We start from the raw sequence: 21,217 nt of genomic DNA on the forward strand, positions 1-21,217 counted from the left end.
GCCTGCTTTCTGCTAGCGAGGGGTCACGCCGCCGCGTCACCGGTGATGGCGCCGCGCGGATCGCTTCCCGTGACCGGGGCCGCGTCGCACGTGCCGATCGCTTGCCCGCCGGCCGGGGCGACGGGCTGCAGGCGCGCCGGCGCCGGCACGAAGTAGTCGCTCTTCTTCGGCTGCTCGGCCGCAGCGTCGCGCCCGCGCTGCCGCGGGACCCGCATCATGCGCGGAATGTGCTTGGCGCAATGGATGTACGCCTCCTGCACCCGCGCGACGACCCACACCTGAGCGCGCAACCCCGGCGGCACGTCCCCTTGATCGCCCGGATCCTCGACGATCTCGGCCGTGCCATTCACATGCAGCCCGATCACGTCCTGGAAGTCGACGAACAGGATCCCGACGTGCCCGTTCCCCGTAATGTTGCCGAGGCTGGCCATGACACCGTTGCCCTTGAACTCCGGCCAGCTCAGGTGCTCGTCGTCCAGCACCCGCACGAACCCGGCCGGCCCGGCCCGGAAGGTGCTGTCGCATCCTCCCCCGGCGTCCGCGGTGGCCAGGAACATCATCTCCTGCCGCCCGATGAACTCCCGCATCCTGTCGTTGAGGCGGTGCAGGGTCTGCCTCTCCGTGAAGGCGTCCGCCCGCTCCCGTGTACCGAGCGTGTCCTGTAGTTGCCGCTCACCGTGGTTCATGAAGGCCCTCCAGCTCCCGGATCCCTCCCCGCTGCGCGACAGTTTCACATCGTGTCGGTGAGATCGCACTGAGTCACATGCGCCGAACGCCATGCATGGCCTGACTCGGGATCAACAGTGTTGACGCAGCCCAGCCCTCGTTTCTCGGCACGGCGCGTCATCGGCCGCTGTAATCCGATCGGGTGACATGAGAGAACGATTCACGCAGCCACTTCGCGCCGGCCACTGGCCGGTTAGCGCACGCCGTGTCAGACCAGGCCGGCGTCGTGAACGAGGAGGGCTACTTGGACGCGGTTGTTCAGCTCGAGCTTGATCAGCAGGCGGGACACATGCGCCTTCACCGTGGCCACGGACATGTGCAGGCCGGCGGAGATCTCCGCGTTCGACTGCCCCTGCCCGAGCGCCAGCGCGACGTCCCGCTCCCGCTCACTGAGCCGGTCGAGCCGTTGCGCGGCCCGAACCTGCGACGGTTGAGCCGGTGCCGCCACGTGCGCGATCAACTGCCGTGTCACTGTGGGTGACAGCATCGCCTCACCCTGCGCGACCCGCCGAACCGCCCGCAGGATCTCGGCCGGCGGCGTGTCCTTGAGCAGGAACCCGCTGGCCCCCGCCCGCAGGGCCCGCAACACGTACTCGTCCGCGTCGAAGGTCGTCAACACGATCACTTCGGGCGCCCCGGCACGCCGCCGCAACGTCTCAGTCGCCGCCAGCCCATCGACCCGGGGCATCCGAATGTCCATCAGCACCACGTCCGGCCGATGCGCCGCCACGGCCCCCGGCACTTCCGCCCCGTCGGAGGCTTCACCCACGACAGCCACGTCACCGGCGGCCGACAGGATCATCGTCAGCCCCGCCCGGACAAGCGCATCGTCATCAACGATCAGCACCCGAACCGGCTCACCCACCGGCCCGCCCGCGCCGTCCCCCAACGGTTCCGGCCTCTCGGGCCGGGTGGTCCCACTCACCGATGCGCTCCCCCACGTGCACGGCTACTGACGCCCTCACCCTAAGCGGTCGCCGAGGGCCACACAGACCAGCGGTGTCGGCACCGGCCCTTCCGCAACCTCCCGAACGAGCCGTCGTGGCCCAGTGCTTCCACTACCTGCACACCGCGTACGAGGGCGGCTCCGCGATGCTCGCCGGCGCCGCCCACGGCTGGTTCCTGAGCCACCGCCGCTGAGCCGTCTTGCCGCATCGGCCGGAGAGGCCCCACAGCACGGCCGCCGCCGCTGAGCCAACCGCCAACACCGATCAGGGCGCCCCCGCACGGCCGCCGCCGTTGAGCCGACGGCCCCGCACAGCCGCCGCCGTTGAGCCGACGGCCCCGCACAGCCGCCGCCGTTGAGCCGACGGCCCCGCACAGCCGCCGCCGTTGAGCCGACGGCCCCGCACGGCCGGCGCCGTTGGGCCGGCTGCCCCAGCACGGTCCGCGCCGTTGGGCCGGCTGCCGACAACGGCCAGGATGGTCCCACGCAGGGGGGCACCGGTCAAAGCGGCGGGTGGCCGGGTCAAGAGGGCCAGGGGAGCCAGGCGGTGAGGGCGAACTGGTTGTCGGGAGTGCGGCCGTGTTTCAGGTGGCCGCCGGCCAGGGTGGCTCGCTCGGTGAGGCCGATCAGGCCGGTGCCCGTGCCGGGAATGGCTACTGACGGGTTGAGCAGCGGCCACGGGTTGCGGATGTCGATGGTCAGGCCGTCGCCGACGGCACCGTCGACGGCTACGTCGACCGTTGTGCCGGGGGCGTGCTTGCGGGCGTTCGTCAGGCCCTCCTGGACGATGCGGTAGGCCGTGCGGCCGGTTCCGTCCGGCACGGTGGCGGGCTCGATGCGTACATCCAAGCGGACCTTGACCCCCGCCGAGCGCGACTCGTCGGCCAGGGCGGGCAGCGCACCGAGCGTGGGCTGCGGCGGCTCGGGCGTGCCCTCAGGACTCTCGGCGCGCAGCACGCCGATCACCTCGCGCAGGTCCTGCAGCGCCTGATGGGCACTGGCCCGGATGACGCCGGCGGCGGTCGCCACGTCTTGCGGCGCCGCGTCGGGGCGGATCTCGAGCGCGCCCGCGTGCAGGCTGAGCAGCGAGATGCGGTGGGCGAGGACGTCGTGCATCTCGCGCGCGATCCGGTTGCGCTCGAGCGAGCGCGCCTGGGCGACGCGCAGCTGCTGCTCCGACTCGGCGCGCTCGGCCCGGTCGCGCAGCGACCGCACCAGCTGGCGCCGGGACCGGACCACCATGCCCCACAGGCAGACGATCACGATGAAGACCACGCCCCACGCCATCGTCTCCCAGTAGGGCCGATCGGCCTCGGGCCGCAGCAGCGGGAAGGCGGCGTTGGTCAGCACCGCCGCGCCGGCGAACACCGCCATGATCGCGAACCGGCGGTGCACCGCCACCGTGAACAGCATGATCATGCAGGTGATGGCCGCGGCGACCGTGAACAACGAGGTCACCGCGCTGAAGACGGCCAGCGGAATCAGCCAGCGACCCCGCCGCCACCAGAGACCGAGCGCCGCGATGGTGCCGACGGCGAAGTCGAGCCAGATCAGCCAGGTGGGCGCCGCGTCCCACTCCGGCACCACGCTCGGGTGCTCCCGCAACAGGTCGATCGTGACGAGCAGCGTGAAACCGTAGCCGAGGACGAAGCAGAGGAGGTCGACCACCCAGTCGCGGGTGGACCGGCGGGCCGGCACTGCCGACTCGAGCCCGGCCGGCAACAGCCACTGGTACTCCGGCTTCAGCTGTCTCACAAAGCCGACTTTACGAGCAGTCGCGGGCCGGCCGATACCTACCAAAGTAGGTGTGCGGGCCCTACCAAGGTTTCGCGCCGGCGACCTCCGGCCGAAGCGCTCATCCGGTCGGCGCCGCCACGCTGGAAGCATGATCACGGTCGAACATCTCACCAAGAGGTACGGCAACCACCCCGCCGTCGACAACGTGTCGTTCTCCTGCGAGCCGGGCACGGTGACCGGCTTCCTCGGTCCGAACGGCGCGGGCAAGTCGACCACCATGCGCATGATCTGCGGCCTGACCCCTCCGACGGCCGGAACGGCCACCGTGAGCGGCGTCCCGTACCGGCGGCTCGGCAACCCCGGCCGCCACGTCGGGGTCCTGCTCGACGCTTCCGCCCAGCACGCCGGGCGGACCGGCCGTGAGGTGCTCAGCCTGGCCGCGCTCACGATGGGCGTCGACACCCGCGAGGTGCCCCGCACGCTGGACCGGGTCGGGCTCAACGCGACGGCCGCCAAGCGCCGGGTCCGTGCGTACTCGCTCGGCATGCGCCAGCGGCTCGGCCTGGCCCTGGCCCTGCTGGGCGACCCGGCCGTGCTGATCCTGGACGAGCCGGCGAACGGCCTCGACCCGGAGGGCATCTTCTGGATGCGCGGCCTGCTGCGCGATTTCGCCGACCGCGGCGGCACCGTGCTGCTCTCGTCCCACCTGCTGCGCGAGGTCGAGGCGGTGGCCGACCACCTGGTGGTGATCGGCGGCGGCCGCGTCGTCGCCCAGGGCGACAAGGCCGAGCTGCTCGCCGCGACCGGCACGCTGGTCCGGGCGCTCGACCCGGCCGCGCTCGACCTGGTGCTCAAGCGCGCCGGCCTGGCCGGGACGAAGACGACCGACGGGGGCGTTGTCGTCCAGGCCGGCGCAGAGATCATCGGGCGGGCCGCGGCGGATGCCGGGCTCGTCCTGCTCGAACTGCGCCCGGCCGGCAGCGGCGGCCTGGAGCAGATGTTCCTCACCCTGACCGCCGGTGATTCCGTGAAGGAGGCCGTCCGATGACCGCCGTGCTGGAGAACACGCCGCAGCTCGAGCAGGCGAGCACCCGGCCGGTGCCGATCGGCCGGCTCACCATGATCGAGCTGCGGAAGCTGGCCGACACCCGGGCCGGGCTGTGGCTGCTCATCGTGATCGCTTTCGCCACGGCCGCCACCTCGGCCATCATGATCGGCTGGGCGCCCGACGAGGAGCAGACGTTCCAGGGCTTCTTCGAGTTCGGTTTGCTGCCCTCGGCCGTCCTCCTGCCGGTGCTGGGCATCCTGTCCATGACGGGCGAGTGGTCGCAGCGCACCGCGCTGACCACCTTCACCCTGGTGCCGGCGCGCGGCCGGGTGATCGCCGCCAAGCTGATCGCCGGGGTGCTGATCGCGATCGCGTCGACCGCGGCGGCGCTGGCGCTCAGCGCCGTGGCGAACCTGCTGGGCGCGGCCTTCGGCGGCGACGGCTCCTGGAGCATCGACGGCTCGGTGATCTGGCAGGGCGTGGCCCTGCAGGTGATCTTCGTCCTGATGGGCATCGGCTTCGGCGCCCTGCTGTTGAACACCCCGCTGGCGATCGTGGCGTTCTTCGCGGTGCCGATGGTCTGGTCGATCCTCGGCGGGACGATCAAGGCTCTCAAGACCGCGGCCGAGTGGATCGACATCAACACCACGACGACGGCCATGTCGGAGCCGGCCATGACCTCCGGCGAATGGGCCCGGGTCGCCGTGTCCGCCGCGGTCTGGGTGGTGGTGCCGCTGGCCCTCGGTGTGTGGCGCGTCCTGCGCCGCGAGGTCTCGTAACCGGCCGCCGGCCGGGCGGAGGTACCGTGGCTCATGCCCATCGGTGCCCAGCCGCCCGGCCGTCGCGGCACGGTCGATCAGCCCTACAGCGCGCTGAACCTGCGGCTCATCCTGGCCGCTTTCGGTTTCGTCGTGTGCACGGTGCTGGCGATCCTGCTCTTCCGCGCGGGCTGGACGGTGCCGGGCTGGCTGTTGCTGGCCTGGGCCGTGGCGGCGGTGGTCGACATGGTCGTCGTGCAGCTGCGCCGCCGGGCCCGCCGCCGCGCCGAGGGCGACCGCGACCACTCCGTCTTCGAATAGGCCCCGCGCGGTCTCACCGAATCGCCGTATGTTGCCGGTCCAACCGGCGCCTGACGGGTAGCGTCCCTTTTCATGGACCGCGTCCGCTTTGCAGCCTTTGCGGTAATAGCCCTTCTCATCCCCTTGGCCGCCGCCCCCGGCCCAGCCCTGGCCGATAGGGATCACGCCCGCGCGGCCGCGGACGCCCGCGAGCTCAGCCGCACCCGCTTCACCCTCGGCGGGCGGGCGCTCCCGGAGAACCCCCGGTACCGGCCCCGGGCGAAACCTGAGGTGCGATCGCGGGCGGCGGTGCAGCCGAAGCCGACGCCGCCGGTGGGCACCGTGCGCGAGTGGGTAGGCCTCGACGACACCACGGGCAAGTTCTACAACAAGAAGTACACGCTGCGAGCGGTCGGCCGGCACATCGAGGTCTGGGTCGCGCAGGACCTCGCCTTCCCGGCGGCGGACTGCCGCAAGGGCTCCGTGGAGATCACCGATGCGCAGGTGGCCGACCTGATCGGCGAGTTCGACCGCAAGATCTATCCGCTGGAGACCGCCATCTTCAGCACGCCACCCAGCCGCGACGGCACCAAAGCGACGGCGACCGGCGATTTCACCGGCGACGGCGACAAGACGGTCACCCTCGTCGACAACGTCCGCGACGCGAACTTCTTCACCTTTCCCAAGGCCGTCACCTACACCGCCGGCTTCTTCACGCCGCAGCTCAACGAGCTTTTCGACCGCAACGTCATGACCATCGACGCGTACGACTGGAAGCACCGCCTGGGCGCGGAACCGGCCGATGACCCGACCACCGACCTGTGCACGAGCCGGCCCGCCCGGCCGCGGATGTACGAGTCGACATTCGCCCACGAGTGGCAGCACCTGCTCGAGTATTACGCCGACCCACAGGAGGCCAAGTGGCTCAACGAAGGGCTGGCCGATTTCGCGCAGACCCTCGTCGGTTACGTGGACGCGCGCTCCAAGGTCGACGAGCCGGGCAACGACACGCACATCATGTGCTTCCAGGGGTTCGGCACGGTCAAGACCAAGTACAACGCGAACCCGCGCGACTGCGGCGGCCCGCAGAACTCGCCGAATCTGTGGGACGAGGGCACGCCCAGCGAGGTGCTGGCCGATTACGGCCTCGTCTATGAGCTCATGCTCTATCTGCGCGACCGCTTCGGCCTGCGCACGATCTCGGTGCTGCATCGCGACGGGATCCGCCAGGGCATGGCCGCGATCCAGGCCGCGCTGCCGACCGGTGTGCCCCTCTACGAGGTGATGCACGACTTCCAGACGATGACGCTGGTCGACCGGATCGCCGGGGAGCCCGGCGGCAAGGTGATCGGCATGGCGGCCGAGAAGGTCACGGCGAAGAGCTTGAGATCGACGGTCAACCTCGACAACAAGACCGCGTACGCCGAACCCGGGGCGGCACCGAACGGCGCGGATTACGTGCCGTTGCCGACTCCCGTGCGCTCGCTCAGCTTCGCCGGGGCGGCACACCTGCCGCCGCTGCCGACGGGCTGGACGGTGGCCGGGAAGACGCTTTTCTCCGGCAACACCAACGACCTCGACTCGCACGCCGTCCGGGCGGTCACCATCCCGGCCGGCAAGCCGGCGCTGACGCTGGAGACCTCCTACGCGCTGGAGGACCGATACGACTACGGCTATGTGACAGTGTCGACGGACGGCGGGCGCACCTACATGGCGCTGCGCGGTGACCGCACGAGCGTCGGGCCGCTGGGTTTCGGGATCACCGGGGCGAGCAACGGTGTGGTCACCGCGAGGTACGACCTCACCTCGTACGCCGGAAAGAAGGTCCTCCTGGGTCTGCGGTTTGTGACCGACGCGGGCGGGGGCCGGGGCGGATGGCGGATCGGCACCATCACGCTGGGCGGGCGGACGCTCAGCGACGGCTCCACCCTGGACGGATGGACCTCGCCCACGTCGATCAGGCCCATGGCGGTGCACAACTGGCACGTGCGGCTCGTCGGGCTCGGCCAGGACCGGGTGGAGATCGTGGCGCCGGACGAGTTCGCGCGGCTCTCCTCCTATCCGCAGGTGGTCGCGATCGTGTCGTACGACGAGCCGACCGAGAAGATCAAGCAGTACGCGCCGTATCGCCTCACGGTGAACGGCGTGCTTCAGCCGGGCGGCAGTAAGCCGTAGATCAACGCGGTCGAGCCGGAGCCGGCCTTGTTGATCTGGCCGCCGCAGAGGATGTAGGCGCCCGTCGGCGGAAGCTCGGCGAGGTTGGCCAGCACCTCCAGACTGATTCGATGCTCCTGATAGACCAGACGGGAGACCGCGAGACCACTGTCGCGGCCAGGGTCGGGACCGAAGGTGTCGGTCCCCGTGCCGCCCCGGCGACCCAGCCGGCCCGTGTCGATCAGCCAGCGCACCGTCGCCAAGGCGAAGCCGGGCTGATGAAGCACGCCGTCGGCATCGCGGTTGAGGAAGGCCTCCGTGCCCCATCGCTGCTCCCAACCGGTCCAGATGATCACCATCGACTCGTCCGGGATGCGGCCGTGGCGTCGCTCCCACTCCTCGACATCGGCGATCGTCACCTCGTAGTCCGCGTCGCGGGCGCACTGCTCCCGCACGTCGATCCGCACCGCCGGCAGACATAGGTCCTCCAGGTCGAGATCGTCGGCCAGCGGATGGCCGGGACTGAAATGGCCGGGCGCGCCCCAATGGGTGCCGGTGTGCTCCGCCTCGCTGACGAAGCGCATGTAGAAGCCGTCCTCCGCGATGGTGGCCACGGTCTCGAGCTCGAAGGCCGGGTCGCCGGGATAGACGACAGTGGTCTCCGGGTCGTTGACATGGGACAGGCTGATCAGTCGGGGTGGCACCCAACGGTCGGCGGCTCGGGTCATGCGCACACATTGACACTGTCACGATGACAGTGTCAAACTCTTTGGCATGTGGACGATCGACGAGCTGGTGGAGCGGGTACGTGAGGCCTTGGCGGCCGAATATCCCGGCGCGCCCAACGCCCGCGTCCGCAGCCTGCCCGATCGGCGGGCGATCCGGTGGTACACGACGATCGGACTGGTCGACAAGCCGCTGGGCATGCGCGGGCGCACCGCGCTCTACGGTCCCCGTCACCTGCAACAGCTGGTGGCCATCAAGCGCCGGCAGGCGCAGGGCCAGAGCCTCGCGCAGATCCAGGCCGACTTCGTGTGGATCACCCCTGAGGCCTTACGTGAGGCCGCCCAGGTCCCCGAGCACCTGCTTAACGAGGTCGACGGCATTCCACCCGACCCCGTCGGAGAGGCTCGCACCCGTTTCTGGGCCGACCCGGCCGCCCCGGCGCCACAGCCCCCGGCGATCGTCGCCGCGGCGACGGATCGCGCGCCACGCCCGGTGACCGCTTATCCGGTCAACGGCGTAGCCCTCGGCGGCGGCGTCACGCTGCTCGTCCCGCATGCCCTGACCGACCGCGACCGCGACGACATCGCCGCTGTCGCCACTCCCCTGATCGAACTGCTCGCCGCCCGTGGCCTTATTGATGGGAGCTCCGCATGACCTTCTCCGTCGCCCCGATGAGCCCGGGTGAGATCAGCCGCATCCGGATCCTGCCCGACGCCGGCTTCGGCTGCCTGCGCACCGACCGCGGCGCCCTGCCGCTCGACCGCCTCGACGTCCGCGCGCACATCAGCGGCCTGGCCGCCCGGACAGTCGTGCTCACCGAGTTCATCAACGTGCACGAGGTCGCGCTCGAGGCGACCTATGTCTTCCCGCTGCCCGACCGTGCCGCCGTGACCGGCATGACGATGACCGCCGACGACCGGACGGTCGAGGCGGAGCTTCAGGAGCGGGCGGCCGCCCGCGAGACGTACGACAAGGCCATCGCGGCCGGTCAGCGCGCCTCCATCGCCGAGGAGGAGCGGCCCGACGTCTTCACCATGCGGGTCGGCAACGTCCTGCCCGGCGAGCGGGTGACGATCCGGCTCAGCCTGGTCGGGCCGCTGCCGTTCGAGGACGGCGCCGCCACGTTCCGCTTCCCGCTGGTGGTGGCCCCGCGCTACATCCCGGGCACCCCGTTGCCCGGCCCGTCGGCCGGCGACGGGCAGGCGCAGGACACCGACGCCGTACCCGACGCCTCCCGCATCTCGCCCCCGGTGCTGCTGCCCGGCTTCCCCAACCCGCTGCGGCTGTCCGTCGGCGTCGACATCGACCCGGCCGGACTCACCCTCGGCGAGGTCAAGTCCAGCCTGCACACTGTCGTCGACCAGGACGGCACGCTGAGCATCACGCCCGGCGAGCGGGCCGATCGCGACTTCATCCTGCGCCTGCCGTACGAAGGTGGCGGCGAGACCGCGATCGCCGTGCCCGACGAGAGCGGCGAGGAGCCGGGCGGCGTCTACCAGCTGGTGGTGCTACCGCCGGCCGGCAGCGCGCCCGCCCGGCCCAAGGACGTGGTGCTGCTGCTCGACCGTTCGGGAAGCATGGGCGGCTGGAAGATGGTGGCCGCCCGCCGCGCCGCGGCCCGGGTCGTCGACACGCTGACCGGCGCCGACCGCTTCGCCGTGCTCACGTTCGACCATCAGGTCGACCGGCCCGACGACCTCGGCGAGGGCCTGGTCGAGGCCTCCGACCGCAACCGTTTCCGCGCCGTGGAACACCTCGCCCACGCCACCGCCCGTGGCGGCACCGAGCTGCTCAGCCCGCTGTCGCAGGGCCTCGGCCTGCTGCGGGCGAGCGAGGACCGCGACCGGGTGCTCGTGCTGGTCACCGACGGGCAGGTCGGCAACGAGGACCAGATCGTCCACGACATCACGCCGCTGATCGGCGTCACCCGTATCCACACGATCGGCATCGACCGGGCGGTCAACGCCGGGTTCCTGGGCCGACTGGCCGCGCTCGGCGCGGGCCGGGCCGAGCTGGTGGAGAGCGAGGACCGGCTCGACGAGGCGATGGAGCACATCCACCACCGGATCGGCTCGCCGGTCGTCTCCGGCCTGCGTGTCACCGGCGACGGTCTGCGCCTGATCGACGACGAGCGCACCCCGGCCCGGCTGCCGGGGCTCTATCCGGGAGTTCCGCTCGTGGTGAGCGGGCGGTACGCCGGATCGGCGACGGGTGGGCGGTTCACGGTGACCGGGCGCACCCGCGACGACAGGGAGTTCAGCACGACGATCGCCCTGCAGGAGCGGTCCGAGACCGCGATCACGGCGCAGTGGGCCCGGGCGCGACTGCGCGATCTGGAGGACGCGTATGCGGCGGGAGACCGCAGCCTGGAGCAGCGCATCGTGGCCACCTCGCTGCGCTACGGCGTGCTGTGCCGGTTCACCGCCTTCGTCGCGGTGGACAGCCGGGTCGTCAACGAGGGCGGCCAGAACCGGCGGGTGACCCAGCCGGTCGAGCTGCCCCAGGGCTGGGAGGCGCCGGGCGACGTCGCGCCGGCGATGCTGCACATGGCGGCCGCATCGCTCGCTCCCCCCGTGCCTCCGGCCGCGCCGGCCGGTCCGGCGTTGATGAGCTTCGACGGCGCCGCGGAGGCCGGCACCGCCGGCGGCGGCGCCGGGGCTGTGCTCGGCGGACGGCGGACAGGGCCCGTCTCGGGCTTCGCCTCACCGCGGGCCAGGGCGTCGTTCTCCAAGCTGGCCGCGACAGGCAGCTCGGCGCCGTCGCTCGACGAGATGCGTGCCTTGGTGGCGACCGAGCTCCAGCGTCTCCGCGACGCCGCCGGCCTTCCGGTCTGGGAGAAGCGCGACCTGCTCGACGACCTGGCCAGCCGCCTCGACGTCCTGATCGGCTCGGCCGGCGACGAGTCCTTCCGCCCCTTGACCGACCTGGTGGCGCGTTTGCGGGGCGACACTACGGTCGACGAGAAGTGGGAGGCGGCCTTGCAAGCCTTGACCGCCTTCGCCGGAGCCGGAGACGGAGACGGAGACGGAGTCGCAGCGAAATCCGCCCCGGATGCTCCCACGACGGCGCCGCCCGCCGGCCCCGGTCCGGCGCCGGCCCGGAAGGCCTTCTGGAAGCGCTGACCGTTTCCAGGGACGCCGGCCCGTGCCCAGCAGTGCTGGGCACGGGGCGGGGTGGTGCGAGTGTCGGGGGTGGAGGGTTGAAGGGTAGGTTCTTGGCGATCTTGGGGGCCGTCTGAGGAAGTAGGTCTGGTGGCGGCTGTTCGTTTGTCGGTTTGCCGACGGAAGGTGGTCGTTCGCTGTCCGGGCGGGCGCATCGGGTGGAAAGTCGGATGTTCGGCGGGCGGTATGGACTCGATCATCGCGGGTAGGTTGGTCGGTCGATCGTCTCTTGAGGGCTCGACGGCGGCGGGAGTTTCGTGACAGGCGACAAGGTGGGTGACGAGCGGGATCCGTTGCTTGTCCGGCCGTTCGTGCTTCGCGACTCGGAAGCGCCGGGGGCCGGCGCGGGCGACGGTGACGGGCCGGAGCAGACCTGGCCGGCGACGGCCCGGGAAGACGGGGCGGGGCCGGCCCGCGAAGGAGCGGATGACGCCACTGCCGTGATCGTTCTGCCTGATGGGCGGCGGCGCGGTGGGCTTCGAGGCGGTGGGCTTCGGGGCGGCGGACGGCGCCGGCTGGTCGTGGTGGCCGCGGCGGCCGTGGCTGTGTTGCTCGGGGTCGCGGCGGCGGGGTACGCGGCGCTGCGGTCGGATGTGCGGCCGCAAGTGACAGGGCTGGCCGACGGGCCGCTGCCGCCCGCTTCCGGGCCTGCGGCGACCGCCGGCTCGACGGTCGCCGGTGCGAGCGCGTCGACGGCGGTCGGCGCCGGATCAGAGGCCGGGCCGGGGGCCGGTGCGGGGCCGGACTCGGGTTCCGGGTCGGGGCGCGGCTCGACCGCGGGGTCCGGAACGCAGCCCACACCGACGGGGACGACGCCTCCGGCGAGCACGAGGGCCAGCGGGGCGCCGGCCATCGCCACCTCTCCCGCGTCTCCGGTGGCTACGCCGACCACGGTGCCGGGCGGGAAAACCACCACGCCCAGCGTGCCGGCGGGGATCGCGCCGGTGCCGCCGGCGGCCGAGCGGGTGGGGGCCATTCGCGGGCAGAACGGGCTGTGCCTCGATCTCAACGGCGGGGTGCCGTTCGACGGGAATCACGTGCAGGTGTTCGGGTGCAACCGGTCGTCCGCGCAGACGTGGACCATCGCGTCGGACGGGACGCTGCGGGTGGCCGGCAAGTGCGCGCTGGTCGTCGGTGACGACTCGGTGGAGATCGTCAGCTGCGACGGGCGCACCACGGCCCAGTGGCGGGTCTCGGGCCAGCTCGTGATCAGCGCCGTCGGCGACGAGTGCCTGACCGACCCGTCGGGTGGGCGGTGGGCCGGGACCGGGGTCAGGGTCGACGACTGTGACGGTTCGGCAAAGCAACGCTGGTCACTTCCATAGCCGGAGACTCGCTGGTTCGTGCTTCTCTAACTTGTGAGTCTTTTGATCGCGGTGCTGGCCGCGGTGGCCTACGCGGGCGGGTCCGTGCTGCAGGCGGCCGCGGCGCGGCGGCCGGGCACGGTGCTCGCCTTGGCGGTCTCGCCGCTCTATCTGGCCGGGCTGGCCGGGGACGGTGGCGGCTGGCTGCTCTCGTTGTGGGCGCTCCGCGGGCTTCCCGTGTACGTGGTGCAGGCCGTGCTCGCCGGGTCCGTCGGGCTGACCGTGCTGCTGGCCGGGATGGTGCTGCGGACACGCTTGCGGCGGCGGGACTACGCGGCGGTCGGGGTGATGGTGGGCGCGCTCGCCGTGATCGGGCTCTCCAGCCGGGAGCAGCCGGCCGCGATGCCCGCGCACGGCACGACGGTGATCCTGGCCGTGGGCGGTTTCGCCGCGGCGGCACTCGCGGGCGCGGCGGTGCTGTCGACCGCGCGCACCGACCGGCGGAGTCCGCAGGCAGGCGCACAGACCGACCAGCCGGCGGCCGCGCGGACCAGCCCTCCGCCAGCCGTGGGGGCTGATCGGCTGGATGAGCGGCCGGGTGTGGGGAACGAGGTGTCGGGTCTGGTTCTGGCTGGGCTGGCGGGGCTTGCTTATTCGGCGACCGCGCTGGCGGGGCGGGCGGTGCACCTTCGTACGCCATGGGTGTCGACCCTGACTGAACCGCTGTTGTGGGTGGTTATCTGCAGCGGGGTCGCGGGGACGGCGGCCTATGCGGCGGCACTGCGGCGGGGAAGCGTCGCGCCGGTCACCGCGCTGCTCTGGGCGGTTGAGGTCATTGTTCCGGCCGCCGTGGCGGTGCCGCTGCTGGGCGACGAGATCCGGCACGGGTGGGCGGTGCCGGCCGTGCTCGGGATCCTGGCCGTGGTCGGTGCCGCCGCGGTTCTGGCCGGCTCGTCCGGCACCGCCGCCAGCGCCGGTGCGGAACGGCGAACGCCGGAGCAGCAGCCATCGGAGCGCGCCCCCGCTACGTGATCTAGGGCGACGCCGACGGGGTGAAGAGGGCGGTCAGAGGGTGGTGGCGAGGTGCTTGCCGGCGGCTCGGCCGCTGAAGAGGCAGCCTCCCAGGAACGTGCCCTCCAGAGCGTTGTAACCGTGGACGCCGCCCCCGCCGAAGCCGGCCACCTCGCCGGCCGCGTACAGGCCGGGGACCGGTGTGCCCGCCGGGGACAAGGCCCGCGAGCTCAAGTCCGTCTGGATGCCGCCCAAGGTTTTGCGGGTCAAAGTGTGCAGCTTCACCGCCACCAGCGGGCCGGCCGCCGGGTCGAGGATGCGGTGCGGGGCGGCCGTACGGCCGATCTTGTCGCCCAGGTAGCGGCGGGAGTTTCGGATGCCCTGGACCTGCGCGTCCTTGCTGAACGGGTTGTCCATCTGGCGGTCGCGGGCCTCGATCTGGCCCCGGATCGCCGCCACGTCCAGCAACGGCTTCTCCGTGAGCGCGTTCATGCCCGCCACCAGCTCCTCCAGCGTGGACGCGACCACGAAGTCCTCGCCCTTCTGCTTGAACGCCTCCACCGGGGCCGGTGCGCCCTTGCCGAAGATGCGCTCCTTCAGGAACGCCCAGCGGTCGCCGGCCGTGATGTCGGGGTTCTGCTCCGAGCCGGAGAGGGCGAACTCCTTCTCGATGATCTTCTGGGTGAGGATGAACCAGGAATGGTCGTACGCGGCGATGTCCGGCGTCGTGCGCAGGTGCCGCAGCGTGCTCATCGTGTCGTAGCCGGGCAGGCACGGTGCGGGCAGGCGGCGGCCGAGCGCGTCGAACCACATCGACGACGGCGCGGGCAGGATGCGGATGCCGTGGCCTGGCCACACCGGGTCCCAGTTGCGGATGCCCTCCGTGTAGTGCCACATGCGGTCGCGGTTGACCAGGCGGGCGCCGGCCGTCTCGGTGATGCCGAGCATGCGGCCGTCGACGTGCGCGGGCACGCCCGTGATCATCGTTTGTGGTGGCGTGCCGAGCGACGGGGGCCAGTACTGGCGTACCAAATCGTGGTTTGCCCCGATGCCGCCCGAGGCGACGACGACGGCCTGGGCCGTCAGCTCGAAATCGGAGACTTCCTCCCGCGGGGACGGCACACCCCGAGCGCCGTCGAAAGGCTTCAAGACCTTTCCGCGTACGCCGGTGACAGCGCCGCCCGAGACGATCAGCTCGTCGACCCGGTGCCGGAAATGGAAGGTGACCAGCGGGGACGACTGCAGCGAGCGCACGAACGGCGCCACCACACCGGTTCCGGTCCCCCACGTCACGTGGAAGCGCGGCACCGAGTTGCCGTGCCCGTCGGCGCGCAGGTCGCCCCGCTCGGCCCAGCCCACGGTCGGCAGCCAGCTCATGCCGAGCGACGACAGCCACGCGCGCTTCTCGCCGGCGGCGAACTCGACGTACGCCCGGGCCCACCGCACCGCCCAGGAGTCCTCGTCGTCGAGGCGGTCGAAGGCGGCGCTGCCCTGCCAGTCGCTCCAGGCCAGGTCGAACGAGTCCTTGACGCGCAGGCGCCGCTGCTCGGGGCTGTCCACGAACAGCAGCCCGCCGAACGACCAGAACGCCTGACCACCGAGGTTGGCCGCGTTCTCCTGGTCGACCAGCGCGACCGTCTTGCCGGCGAGGATCAGCTCATGGGCGGCGGCCAGGCCGGCGAGACCGGCACCGACGACGATGACGTCAGCGTTCATGACCCGGCAATGTACCGGAGATCACGAAGATTTTTCAGATTCGATTCGAGAAGCACTTCAACTAAGGAGCGAACTAAGGCAACGAAACGGTCACGAGAGACTTAAGTCAATCGATGCCCGCTTGACCGGGCCCGGTCGGCGTGGGAACTGTTAAGTCACTTTCCGGTTCCCCACCCCCACCCGGGAGATCCCCTATGCGCAGACGCGCCTTACTAGCCGCGTTCACGGCTCTGGTCGCCGCGACAGCGACCTTCGGCGTCCGCCTCGTGACCGCCGACGCCGCCCCGATCACCTTCGCCCACCCGGGCGTCCTGGTCAGCCGGGCCCAGCTCGACTTCGTCAAGAGCAAGGTCAACGCCGGCGCCCAGCCCTGGCTGAGCGCCTACAACCAGATGATGGCCAGCCGCTACGCCTCGCTCTCGCGTACCCCCGCGCCGCGAGCGACGGTCGAGTGCGGCTCCTACTCCAACCCCAACAACGGTTGCACGGACGAGCGTGAGGACGCCATCGCCGCGTACACGGACGCTTTGGCCTGGTACGTCACGGGCAACGCGGCGTACGCCCAAAAATCCATCGCTCTGATGGACGCCTGGTCGGCCACCATCAAATCGCACACCAACAGCAACGCCCCGCTGCAGACCGGGTGGGCCGGCTCGGTCTGGCCGCGCGCCGCCGAGATCATCAAGTACACGTACTCGAGCTGGCCCAACCAGGCCCGGTTCGCCACCATGCTGCGCAATGTCTACCTGCCCGTGGTGATCGGTGGCAGCTCCAGCAACGGCAACTGGGAGCTGTCCATGATGGAGGCCGCCGCCGGCATCGCGGTGCACCTCGACGACAAGGCCAGTTACGACCGGGCGATCACCCGCTTCAAGGCCAGAACCGAGGCGTACGTCTACGTCGCCGCCGACGGCAGCCAGCCCAAGTACCCGCCGGTCGGCAGCGTCGACACCCGGGCCGAGCTGATCAGCTACTGGCAGGGGCAGAGCACGTTCGTCGACGGCCTCTCGCAGGAGACGTGCCGCGACTTCACGCACACCGGCTACGGCCTGTCCGCCATCAGCCACATCGCGGAGACCAGCCGCATCCAGGGCGAGGACCTCTGGCCGTCGCTGGCCGACCGTGAGCGGCACGCCCTCGGCCTGCACACCAAGTTCGAGAACGGCACCGCTGTGCCGTCGAACATCTGCGGCGGGTCGGTGGTCAAGGGACTCGGCCCGGTCACGGAGGTCGCGTTCAACGCTCTCTCCAACCGTTTGGGGTACGCCATGTCGAACACCCAGACGTACACCGAGTTCAAGCGGCCGCAGGGCACGAACAACCTGTTCGTGGCCTGGGAGACGCTGACTCACGCCAACAACCCGGCCTAAGGGGACATGATGCGCAAAATGCTTATCGGCGCCGTCCTGGGCGTCGTCGTGGCCGGCGTGGGTGTGGCCGGCGTGACCACCGCCTTCGCCGCCTCCACGGGCACCGTGGTCAGCGCGGCCAACGGCAAATGCCTGGACGTGACCAACGGCAGCACCGCCAACGGCAACCAGCCGCAGATGTGGGCCTGCTCCCCCGGCGCCAACCAGACGTGGACGTTCGCCGACGACGGCTCGGTGCGCGGCCTCGGCAAGTGCCTGGACGTGGCCAACGGCGCCACCACCGACGGCGCGGTCGTGCACATGTGGGACTGCTACGCCGGGCTGACCAGCCAGCAGTGGACCCTCAACGCGGCCAAAGACCTGGTCAACGTCAAGGCCGGCAAGTGCCTCGACATCAAGGACAACAACCTGGCCGACGGCGCGAAGCTCCAGCTGTGGAGCTGCGGCGGCGGCGCCAACCAGAAGTGGAACTACTCCGGTACACCGACGACACCCCCGACGACCGTGCCGCCGAACCCGAACAACCCCGATCTCGGACCCAACGTCACGATCTTCGACCCGTCGATGTCGCAGGCGACGATCCAGAACAAGCTCAACAGCGTCTTCAACAGCCAGGTCAGCAACCAGTTCGGCAACGCGCGCTACGCGCTGCTGTTCAAGCCGGGCAGCTACAACGTCGACGCCAACGTCGGCTTCTTCACCCAGGTCGCCGGCCTCGGCCTCAACCCGGACCAGGTGAACATCAACGGCCACGTGCACGTCGAGGCCGACTGGTGGCCGGACGGCTCGCAGAACGCCACGCAGAACTTCTGGCGCTCGGCCGAGGGCCTGTCGGTGACCCCGCCGGACGGGCTCGACCGCTGGGCGGTGTCGCAGGCGGCCCCGTACCGCCGGATGCACGTCCGCGGCAACCTGGCCCTGTCGGACGGCGGCTGGTCGTCGGGCGGCTTCATCGCCGACTCGAAGATCGACGGCCAGATCCAGTCCGGCTCGCAGCAGCAGTTCCTGACCCGCAACTCGCAGATGGGCAGCTGGAACGGCTCCAACTGGAACCAGGTCTTCGTGGGCAGCCCGGGCGCGCCCGCGCAGAGCTTCCCGTCGCCGCCGTACACGACGATCGGCTCGTCGCCGACGATCGCCGAGAAGCCTTATCTGTACGTCGACAGCGCCGGCGCCTACCAGGTCTTCGTCCCCGCCGTTCGCACCAACGCGAGCGGAACCACCTGGGCCAACGGCACTCCGGCGGGCACGTCGCTGCCGATCAGCACCTTCTACGTGGTCAAGTCCGGCGACACCGCGGCCACCATCAACGCGGCCCTCGCGGCCGGCAAGAACCTGCTGGTCACGCCGGGCGTCTACAACCTCAACCAGACGCTGAACGTGACCCGCGCCGGCACGGTGGTGCTGGGCCTGGGCCTGGCGACCTTCGTGCCGGTCGGCGGGGTGGACGCGATGCACGTGGCCGACGTCGACGGCGTACGGCTGGCCGGTGTGCTCTTCGACGCCGGCACCACCAACTCGAACACGCTGCTCGAGGTCGGCCCGGCCGGCTCGTCGGCGTCGCACGCGGCCAACCCGACGGTGCTGTCCGACGTCTTCATCCGGGTCGGCGGCTCGATCGCCGGCAAGGCGAACGTCAGCATGCAGATCAACAGCAACAACGTGATCGGCGACCACGCCTGGATCTGGCGGGCCGACCACGGCAACGGCGGCACGGTGGGCTGGACCATCAACACCGGCCGCAACGGCCTGATCGTCGACGGCGACAACGTGACGTTCTACGGCCTGTTCGTCGAGCACTACCAGCAGTACCAGACCATCTGGAAAGGCGAGGCCGGCCGCACGTACTTCTATCAGAACGAGATGCCGTACGACCCGCCGAACCAGGCGGCGTACATGAACGGCTCGACCCGCGGCTGGGCGGCCTACAAGGTGGCCGATTCGGTCAACACCCACGAGGCGTACGGCCTGGGAAGTTACTGCTATTTCAACGTCAACCCGTCGGTGGTCAACGCCCGCGCCTTCGAGGTGCCCGTCAAGTCTGGAGTGAAGCTCCGCGACATGGTGACGGTCTCCCTGGGCGGCACCGGCACCATCACCAACGTCATCAACACCACGGGCGCCGCCGTCAACAGCGGCCACCAGGTGACCAGCCTGGTCAGCGGCCCGTAAAACTCGTCACCGCCCGGTCGCGCCGTCGATCTGCTCCCGCAGGATGTCGGCGTGACCGGCGTGCCGGGCCGTCTCCTCGATCATGTGGGTCAGCACCCACCGCCGCGAGGCCGGCGGCTTGCCGGGCCGCCGAGGCGCGTCGATCGTCAGATCGTCCCAGGTGGCGATCACATCGTTCGCCTCCTCGACGGCTCGCCGATAGCCCTCGAGCAGGCCCTCGGCCGTCTCGTCGCGCCCCGGCCTCATGGTGCGGCCCAGACTGGTGATCGGCTCGCCGAGGAAGTAGAACCGCTCGACGTACGTCAAATGCTTGATCAGCCCGAGCAGGTTGGTGCCGGAGGGCACCCCGGCGGTGCGTGCCTGCGGCTCCGGCACGTCTGCGGCCTTGCCGGCGATCGAGCCGCGCAGGTGGTCCAGGCACCCCAGCAGGGTGCTTCTCTCATCGGCGCCGTGCTTGGTTGTCATCGCCGAAGCGTCGCCGCCACGCGCCACCGCTCGCAAGAAAAGTTGCCGGATCCGCAAACGGCCCTGGTCGGGGCGTGGCGTCGCCGACCATGGGGACATGCGTGTGCTGTTGCGCGTGGAGAGCTTCGTGCCGGCCGCCGGGCTCATCGCCTTTCTGCTGCTCTTCGGGGTGTTCGGCGGCGTCTCCGACCCCGCGCCGGCGGCTCGGTGGCTGGGGCTCGGGGTGCTTCTGGCGCCGGCTCTCATGGTGTACGCCCACAAGCCCGCCGCCGCGTGGGCGGGTCTGCTGGGTGCGGTGTTGTGGACGCCCCTGGCCACGGGTTTCGGCGCGGTTCTCGCCGTGTGGGCGTACGCCCTCGTCGGCGTGGCGGTCGCGCAGCGCGACCGGCCCCCGGCGCCCCTGCCGGTGCCGCATCGCCGGCCGCCGGCCCCCTACGAGCTGCCGCATGTCGGCGCGCCGGCCGAGGTGGCGGGGTTCGCGCTGCTGATGGTCTCGGCCGCCGGCGTGGTGTGGGTGTCGGTGGACGAGACGGCGGTGCCGTGGCTGGCCGGGACGATCGCGGCCTTCGGGCTGGGCTGTGCCCTGCTGGCGCGGGCGGTCAAGCATCAGGGCGCGCTGCGCGACCTGTTCAACCATCCCCAGCCGGTGCACGCCGTGCGGGCCGTCGAGCAGGAGGGCTACGTGCACGTGCTGGTGCCCGCCGAGGACGATCAGACGGCGCTGGAGCTGGCCTTCGACGTGGCCGAGCCCGAGCCGTGGGACCCGGACGAGGACGTGCACACGGTTCCGGGGGTGCTCTACGGGCATCCGCGCCCGGGCGAGTGGTGCACGCTCGAGGTGGGCGACCGGCTGCACGTGCCGGTCGGGCCGGTCGGCGAGGTGATCACCGTGCCGTTCGACGTGGTGCACGGGCTGCCCCGCGAGATCGAGGACGACGAGGAGCAGCTGGTCGATCCCGAGTCGCTGCGGCCGGCCGACCGGGACGCCGACGCCTTCCAGCCGCGCGAGCACCGGATCGCGCCGGCCCGGGCCTGGACCACCACCGTCATGATCGGCGCCGGGTCCGCCCTGGCCGTGGGTGAGCTGGGCTTCCTGGCCGGCTTGCCGCACTCGGCGATCGCCGCCCTGGTGGCGGTCGCGGCCGGGGCCGGCTTCGAGTTCGGATGGCGCTCCCAGCTGCGGCCGCGGCTGCGCTGGCACGCCGGCGGCATCGCGGCGGTGGGTTTCCGCGGCCGCGACCGCCAGCCGTGGGCCACCGACAGTGCGATCGTCTACGACGACGGCAACAGCATCGTCCTCACGGCCGGCGAGTCGGTGATGACCGTGCCCGTCCCGCCGCCGTGGCCGCGGCCGAAGGCGGGCGAGAAGAGCGAGACCAAGCTGGTGCGGCCCGGCGCGAAGGCCCGGCGCAAGGGAGGCGGCACGGGGCCGGCGCAGCGGACGGCGGATCAGCTGGTGGCGGCCCTGCGGGACTCGCGGACCCGGTCGCTGGGGTTGAGCCCGTTGCCGCCGCCGCCGGAGATCGACGTGCCCCGGCGGCCGCTTCTGCTCTACGCGGCGTGGGCCGTGGCCACCGCCGGAACGACATTGGTCTTGATCTGAGAAGTCCGGAACGGAAACAC

17 protein-coding genes are annotated in these 21,217 nt (G+C 71.2%); 11 read left to right on the forward strand and 6 right to left on the reverse strand.

What is annotated here, in order from left to right:
• Positions 1–23: 23 nt before the first annotated feature.
• The 3 genes from CRP55_RS22160 to CRP55_RS22170 all read right to left on the reverse strand — a co-directional run bounded on the left by CRP55_RS22160 (position 24) and on the right by CRP55_RS22170 (position 3,427).
• Complete coding sequence (locus CRP55_RS22160; RefSeq protein ID WP_097322027.1) at positions 24–686, reverse strand: pyridoxamine 5'-phosphate oxidase family protein; 663 nt, start codon at positions 684–686, stop codon at positions 24–26.
• Positions 687–934: 248 nt separating this feature from the next.
• Positions 935–1,591, reverse strand: a complete 657-nt coding sequence (locus CRP55_RS22165; protein WP_097322028.1) for a response regulator — start codon at positions 1,589–1,591, stop codon at positions 935–937.
• 603 nt (positions 1,592–2,194) lie between these two features.
• Positions 2,195–3,427 (reverse strand): sensor histidine kinase, encoded by a 1,233-nt coding sequence (locus CRP55_RS22170; RefSeq protein WP_245923285.1) that lies wholly within the window; start codon positions 3,425–3,427, stop codon positions 2,195–2,197.
• Between the two features lie 130 nt (positions 3,428–3,557).
• On the opposite strand from CRP55_RS22170, the gene CRP55_RS22175 reads away from it, so the two are divergent.
• The 4 genes from CRP55_RS22175 (at position 3,558) to CRP55_RS22190 (ending at position 7,690) form a co-directional block, all read left to right on the forward strand.
• A complete protein-coding gene (locus tag CRP55_RS22175; protein ID WP_097322030.1) occupies positions 3,558–4,457 on the forward strand; it encodes an ABC transporter ATP-binding protein in 900 nt (299 codons plus the stop codon).
• The gene (locus CRP55_RS22180) at positions 4,454–5,236 is read left to right on the forward strand and encodes an ABC transporter permease subunit (protein ID WP_097322031.1); all 783 of its coding nucleotides are present in this window, start codon (positions 4,454–4,456) and stop codon (positions 5,234–5,236) included. Before CRP55_RS22175 ends, CRP55_RS22180 begins: the two co-directional genes overlap by 4 nt.
• A 33-nt stretch (positions 5,237–5,269) precedes the next feature.
• Complete coding sequence (locus tag CRP55_RS22185) at positions 5,270–5,536, forward strand: hypothetical protein (protein ID WP_097322032.1); 267 nt, start codon at positions 5,270–5,272, stop codon at positions 5,534–5,536.
• 72 nt (positions 5,537–5,608) lie between these two features.
• Entirely contained in the window at positions 5,609–7,690 is a 2,082-nt protein-coding gene (locus CRP55_RS22190; protein ID WP_097322033.1) for a M6 family metallopeptidase, read from the forward strand.
• Here CRP55_RS22190 and CRP55_RS22195 read toward each other — a convergent pair.
• Positions 7,666–8,397 (reverse strand): cyclase family protein, encoded by a 732-nt coding sequence (locus CRP55_RS22195; RefSeq protein WP_097322034.1) that lies wholly within the window; start codon positions 8,395–8,397, stop codon positions 7,666–7,668. The two genes, CRP55_RS22190 and CRP55_RS22195, sit on opposite strands and share 25 nt — an antisense overlap.
• Before the next feature lie 46 nt (positions 8,398–8,443).
• On the opposite strand from CRP55_RS22195, the gene CRP55_RS22200 reads away from it, so the two are divergent.
• The 4 genes from CRP55_RS22200 to CRP55_RS22215 all read left to right on the forward strand — a co-directional run bounded on the left by CRP55_RS22200 (position 8,444) and on the right by CRP55_RS22215 (position 13,892).
• Positions 8,444–9,049, forward strand: a complete 606-nt coding sequence (locus CRP55_RS22200) for a MerR family transcriptional regulator (protein WP_097322035.1) — start codon at positions 8,444–8,446, stop codon at positions 9,047–9,049.
• The gene (locus CRP55_RS22205) at positions 9,046–11,517 is read left to right on the forward strand and encodes a VIT domain-containing protein (protein WP_097322036.1); all 2,472 of its coding nucleotides are present in this window, start codon (positions 9,046–9,048) and stop codon (positions 11,515–11,517) included. The genes CRP55_RS22200 and CRP55_RS22205 overlap by 4 nt, the downstream gene beginning before the upstream one ends.
• 296 nt (positions 11,518–11,813) lie before the next feature.
• On the forward strand, positions 11,814–12,881 hold the full coding sequence (locus CRP55_RS55720) for a ricin-type beta-trefoil lectin domain protein (protein ID WP_097322037.1): 1,068 nt from the start codon (positions 11,814–11,816) through the stop codon (positions 12,879–12,881).
• A gap of 33 nt (positions 12,882–12,914) precedes the next feature.
• The gene (locus CRP55_RS22215; protein WP_143234812.1) at positions 12,915–13,892 is read left to right on the forward strand and encodes a hypothetical protein; all 978 of its coding nucleotides are present in this window, start codon (positions 12,915–12,917) and stop codon (positions 13,890–13,892) included.
• Positions 13,893–13,925: 33 nt separating this feature from the next.
• Here the strand turns inward: CRP55_RS22215 and CRP55_RS22220 are convergent, their stop codons facing one another.
• Positions 13,926–15,587: an FAD-binding dehydrogenase gene (locus tag CRP55_RS22220; RefSeq protein WP_097322039.1), complete on the reverse strand. Its 1,662-nt coding sequence runs from the start codon at positions 15,585–15,587 to the stop codon at positions 13,926–13,928.
• Between the two features lie 194 nt (positions 15,588–15,781).
• Between CRP55_RS22220 and CRP55_RS22225 the strand changes: the two genes are divergently transcribed.
• Complete coding sequence (locus CRP55_RS22225) at positions 15,782–16,957, forward strand: alginate lyase family protein (RefSeq protein WP_097322040.1); 1,176 nt, start codon at positions 15,782–15,784, stop codon at positions 16,955–16,957.
• Between the two features lie 9 nt (positions 16,958–16,966).
• Entirely contained in the window at positions 16,967–19,129 is a 2,163-nt protein-coding gene (locus CRP55_RS22230; protein WP_218854668.1) for an RICIN domain-containing protein, read from the forward strand.
• Positions 19,130–19,135: 6 nt separating this feature from the next.
• On the opposite strand, the gene CRP55_RS22235 is transcribed toward CRP55_RS22230, so the two are convergent.
• Positions 19,136–19,594, reverse strand: a complete 459-nt coding sequence (locus CRP55_RS22235) for a DinB family protein (protein ID WP_097322111.1) — start codon at positions 19,592–19,594, stop codon at positions 19,136–19,138.
• Between the two features lie 97 nt (positions 19,595–19,691).
• Here CRP55_RS22235 and CRP55_RS22240 point away from each other — a divergent pair, with 97 nt between their 5' ends.
• Positions 19,692–21,197 (forward strand): hypothetical protein, encoded by a 1,506-nt coding sequence (locus CRP55_RS22240; protein WP_097322041.1) that lies wholly within the window; start codon positions 19,692–19,694, stop codon positions 21,195–21,197.
• The last annotated feature ends 20 nt before the right edge of the window (positions 21,198–21,217 follow it).

Source organism: Paractinoplanes atraurantiacus (genome assembly GCF_900215205.1).
GTDB lineage: Bacteria > Actinomycetota > Actinomycetes > Mycobacteriales > Micromonosporaceae > Actinoplanes > Actinoplanes atraurantiacus.